The sequence below is a fragment of the Acinetobacter sp. Swhac1 genome (assembly GCF_013390985.1).
Taxonomy (GTDB): Bacteria; Pseudomonadota; Gammaproteobacteria; order Pseudomonadales; family Moraxellaceae; genus Acinetobacter; species Acinetobacter towneri.
In genome coordinates this window covers 1-4,289 of sequence record NZ_JACASN010000066.1, presented here as the reverse complement: position 1 = coordinate 4,289, position 4,289 = coordinate 1, and the positions used below count along the sequence as shown (strand labels likewise).

Below are 4,289 nucleotides of genomic sequence, written 5' to 3'. Positions count from 1 at the left end.
TTAAACAAAGCTTGGATATAACATCCAGGCTTTATAAAAAAGTACCTAGCTGTTACCCTTGTCCTGATTTTTTTACTCTAAAACGTTCTTTCATCTTATGACACTTACGCCACCTTAAGTTTATTTATCGTCTTAAATCTGTAAATAACTCATCACTGTCTAGTGATGTGGTGTAGTCGTTTGTGTGTTGTATATATCACATCACTAGCCTATCTGAAAAATTAAAAAACAGGCTATGTTTATGTTATCTAATGTCCGAGAACAGTGGTTCTCTAACATCCGTGGGGATGTACTTGCCGGATTAGTCGTCGGTCTTGCACTCATCCCTGAAGCCATCGCATTTTCAATTATTGCAGGTGTAGATCCTAAAGTTGGTCTATACGCATCCTTCTGTATTGCCGTCGTGATTTCTTTCGTAGGTGGTCGTCCTGCCATGATTTCAGCAGCCACTGGTGCAATGGCGCTGCTTATGGTCACATTGGTCAAAGAGCATGGGCTTGAATATCTGCTGGCAGCAACAATTTTGACAGGCGTGATTCAAATATTGGCAGGCTATTTAAAGCTCGCCAAGTTAATGCGGTTTGTATCTAAATCTGTGGTTATTGGATTCGTAAATGCGTTAGCGATCTTAATTTTCATGGCTCAATTGCCTGAACTGATTAATGTGACCTGGCATGTATATGCTTTTGTTGCTTTAGGTTTAGCAATTATTTATCTATTCCCTCTGGTTCCCAAATTAGGAAAATTACTCCCTTCTCCACTAGTCTGCATCATTGCAATCACATTATTGGCAATCGCTTTAGGAATTGATGTACGGACCGTGGGCGATATGGGGTCTTTACCTGACACACTTCCAATGTTCTTGATTCCAGATATTCCTTTGAATATTGAAACATTGATGATTATTTTGCCTTATTCAGTCGCACTGGCGGCTGTAGGTTTACTTGAATCGATGATGACAGCAACTATCGTGGATGAAATGACTGATACGCCAAGTGATAAATATCAGGAATGTAAGGGACAAGGGATTGCGAATATTGCTTCTGGCTTTATGGGTGGCATGGCCGGTTGTGCAATGATTGGTCAATCTATGATTAACGTAAAATCAGGTGGCCTTACACGCTTATCAACATTCTCTGCGGGCATTTTTCTTCTTATTCTGGTTGTATTTATCAGCGACTGGCTCAAAGTGATTCCAATGGCTGCATTGGTAGCGGTAATGATAATGGTCTCTATCAGTACCTTTGAATGGAGTTCTGTCACTCAGTTAAAAGATAATCCTAAGAGCAGTAATATCGTCATGATTGCGACGGTGATTGTAGTTGTTGCTACGCATAACCTGGCTTTGGGTGTGTTAACAGGCGTATTACTTTCAGCCTTGTTCCTGGCGAATAAACTTGAAAATGATATCCAGGTGACAGCATCTTTTGAAGGAATGGCCCGTTTATATGAGTTGAGAGGTCAGATCTTCTTTAGTTCTTCTGAAAAATTCATGCAAGGTTTTGACTTTAAAGAGGATGTAAAGGAGGTGATTATTGATTTGACCCATTCTCACATTTGGGATGTAACATCAGTCGCCATGCTTGATTCTGTTGTAAATAAATTTCAAAAGAATGGTGCGAATGTCACAGTACGTGGTCTAAATGAAGCCAGTTCGATCATGATTGATAAGTATGGGACACATGCCAGAATTTAAGTTTTAAAAATTCTATATTTATATAGAATTTCTAAAATTAACATAATACACCTTATACGAATCTAAAAATGGGAGCCTTTAGCTCCCATTTTTACTATATTTTTAAAGTTTTAAGCGTGTTGTACTGTGAGTTTTAATCCTAAAGCATTTACTACACGATTAATCGTATCAAAACGTGGTGCTGAATCCTGACGTAGGGCTTTGTAGAGTGCTTCACGCCCAATCCCTGCTTCTTTAGCGATTTGAGTCATGCCACGAGCTTTAGCAATAACACCAAGTGCATGGGCTAATTCAGCTGGATCATTTTCTTCAAGAACCATATTGAGATACATCACAATGTCTTCTTCAGTTTTGAGCGACTCAGCCATATCAAAACTTGGTAAATCAGCGACTTTAACCATTTTAATCCTCCAATGTTTTCGATAGTTTGACTGCCCGATCGATGTCTTGTTGTTGAGTTGATTTATCTCCACCACCAAGCATTACAATCACAACGTCACCATGTTGGATGTAATACATCCTCCATCCAGAACCGAAGAATTCTCTCATTTCCCAAACGCCATCTTGGAGAGGTTTAATGTCTCCCCAGTTTCCACGTTGAACCTTATCTAATCGACGATTCAGGCGGATACGGGTCATATTGTCTTTAATGCCATCCAACCATTCATCAAATTCTGGAAGACGTTTAATTTCAATCATGAGGATTCCTTATCTTCTCACTATATTGTATTCGATCGAATACAATATGCAAGTAATTTATACGAACATCCATTAATTTCGTATAACACCATTATGTTAAATACATAATTTTTTTGGTTAAAATTTAAACTTTTTTAGTGTTTTTCAGGCAAGATGCATATTTTTTTGAAGCCATACTTTCCTTGTCAGATGTTCAAACATTTTAAGGAGAAAGCAATGACACAAACAGCGAATGATCAACGTGCTACAGTAAAAAATCCTAATAATATTCAACATGCGCAGAATCAGGACAACCGTAGCCGACAATTGAATCCTAATCATAAACCTACGAAATCTAAATAAGGATGAAAACTATGAGCACAGCAGGTTGGCCTAGTACTACTGGAAATCCATCAGGTGGTGGCCGAGACAATAATCCACCTCGTAAATAAAAATTTATTTATCTTGTAATATCAATTCAGAAGGCCAAAGATATTGGCCTTCTGAAGGATATTTCTTCAGGAAGGCTTCCCATATCACGATAAAATCTTCTGATGTAGCTAACGTAGAAACGCTGGCTGTTTTTGAAAATGTTTATAATAAAAGTCTTGCCAAAAATATATTAACCATAGGCCAGCTATGGCATTAATACTTTCAAACCACTTATCTTCTGGAAGTTCATTTTTCAGGAATAAATAATTCTCTTCTGAGACTTGTTCATAAATTTCATCATTTTTAAACTCACCATAAGGTAGACCTAGGAACTCATAGACTTCATTCAAGTAGCATAGTCTTCTGTTTTCTCTAACTTTTTTAATTAGTTGTATAAATTCTTTAATTTGTTCATCTTCGAGAGAAGGATCTAACCATTGCTCAAAACCATTAGTTGGAGGAATAGTCTTCAGAATCTCGACTTTATGTCCTTTTGTTGCTTCAAACTTTGCATTTATCTTTAAGATAAATAAAAGAAAATCTGTAAAAGTTTTTGATGGGAAGTATGGTCGTTTATTTTTAAACTTAAACTTTAATGCTTGGTTTAGTGAGATTGATTGGAATCCCCACTTCTTAGAAATTAAATGATCTAAGTGAATTAAAATTAGCAGTATATTGACGCCAGAATTTCTAAGCATCTCATGACTAATAATATTCTTTAAATCACCGTTAAAGCTAAAGTTATTTACCAGAAAATCATGTAGTTTGCAGACATCTTCATATAAAAAATTATTTTTTTCTAATTCTGAAAATAGCTTTATATGCTCATTCCAATAAAAAAATCGTTATTCTTAATTGGATATAGTTCTAAGATTTTTAAGCAGTATGCAAAATTATAGTTTTCTTCATCTACAGCTAAAGAAGTTGCTGAATTAAGTACGAAAAACCCCATTTCTGAAGCAAATTCGGATTTAATTTTAACTTTAGCTATTTCATCATTTTTAAATGGAACATTAGTATATTTTTTCTCAATTTTACCTAGTTTCTTAGCCAGGTTTTTATCCATATTTTTCAATATTAAACAGTAGAATTCTAAAGGATTCATGGATGCCCTAATTTTTTAAAAAATCTAAAATTAACATAATACACCTTATACGAAATGCTTGATATTTCTCTTTAAATATCATTATATTAAAGCAAGCCGTTCTGGAATATAGGGCACCAGAGCGGCTTTTTATTGATTATTCATGTTCCACGCTTAAAATTCGAACAGTGTTTCATGATTTTTATAAGTTAAACTAAATTTAGTTGCTAATCCCAATAAGCTATTCACTAACTTGTAAATATCGGTATACCGCCTGACGACTAATCCCAAAAGCTTTCCCTAATGCCATTTTCGATGGATACTTCCCCTCCTTCCATGCTTGTCGTAAAGCTTCAGCTTGGTCAGGCTTTAGTTTATGCACCCGACCTTTGTACTTCC

General features: G+C 35.8%; 7 protein-coding genes. 2 read left to right on the top strand and 5 right to left on the bottom strand.

The annotated features are described in order from the left end of the window. Positions 1-241 precede the first annotated feature (241 nt). On the top strand, positions 242-1,696 hold the full coding sequence (locus HX743_RS15575; protein WP_026438532.1) for a SulP family inorganic anion transporter: 1,455 nt from the start codon (positions 242-244) through the stop codon (positions 1,694-1,696). Positions 1,697-1,806: 110 nt separating this feature from the next. On the opposite strand, the gene HX743_RS15570 is transcribed toward HX743_RS15575, so the two are convergent. After that, positions 1,807-2,097 carry an addiction module antidote protein gene (locus HX743_RS15570; RefSeq protein WP_004969304.1) on the bottom strand — a complete coding sequence of 97 codons (291 nt, stop codon included), beginning with the start codon at positions 2,095-2,097 and terminating at the stop codon, positions 1,807-1,809. 1 nt (position 2,098) lies between these two features. Then, positions 2,099-2,395, bottom strand: coding sequence for a type II toxin-antitoxin system RelE/ParE family toxin (locus tag HX743_RS15565; protein WP_004647749.1), 297 nt, complete (start codon positions 2,393-2,395; stop codon positions 2,099-2,101). Positions 2,396-2,611: 216 nt separating this feature from the next. On the opposite strand from HX743_RS15565, the gene HX743_RS16500 reads away from it, so the two are divergent. After that, positions 2,612-2,737, top strand: coding sequence for a hypothetical protein (locus HX743_RS16500; protein WP_004969301.1), 126 nt, complete (start codon positions 2,612-2,614; stop codon positions 2,735-2,737). 197 nt (positions 2,738-2,934) lie between these two features. On the opposite strand, the gene HX743_RS15560 is transcribed toward HX743_RS16500, so the two are convergent. The 3 genes from HX743_RS15560 to HX743_RS15550 form a co-directional block, all read right to left on the bottom strand. Further along, positions 2,935-3,504 carry a hypothetical protein gene (locus HX743_RS15560; protein WP_178319642.1) on the bottom strand — a complete coding sequence of 190 codons (570 nt, stop codon included), beginning with the start codon at positions 3,502-3,504 and terminating at the stop codon, positions 2,935-2,937. A gap of 119 nt (positions 3,505-3,623) precedes the next feature. Continuing rightward, entirely contained in the window at positions 3,624-3,911 is a 288-nt protein-coding gene (locus tag HX743_RS15555) for a hypothetical protein (protein WP_178319641.1), read from the bottom strand. Positions 3,912-4,131: 220 nt separating this feature from the next. Further along, on the bottom strand, positions 4,132-4,289 hold a 158-nt coding region (locus HX743_RS15550), incomplete at its 5' end, for a recombinase family protein (protein ID WP_178319579.1).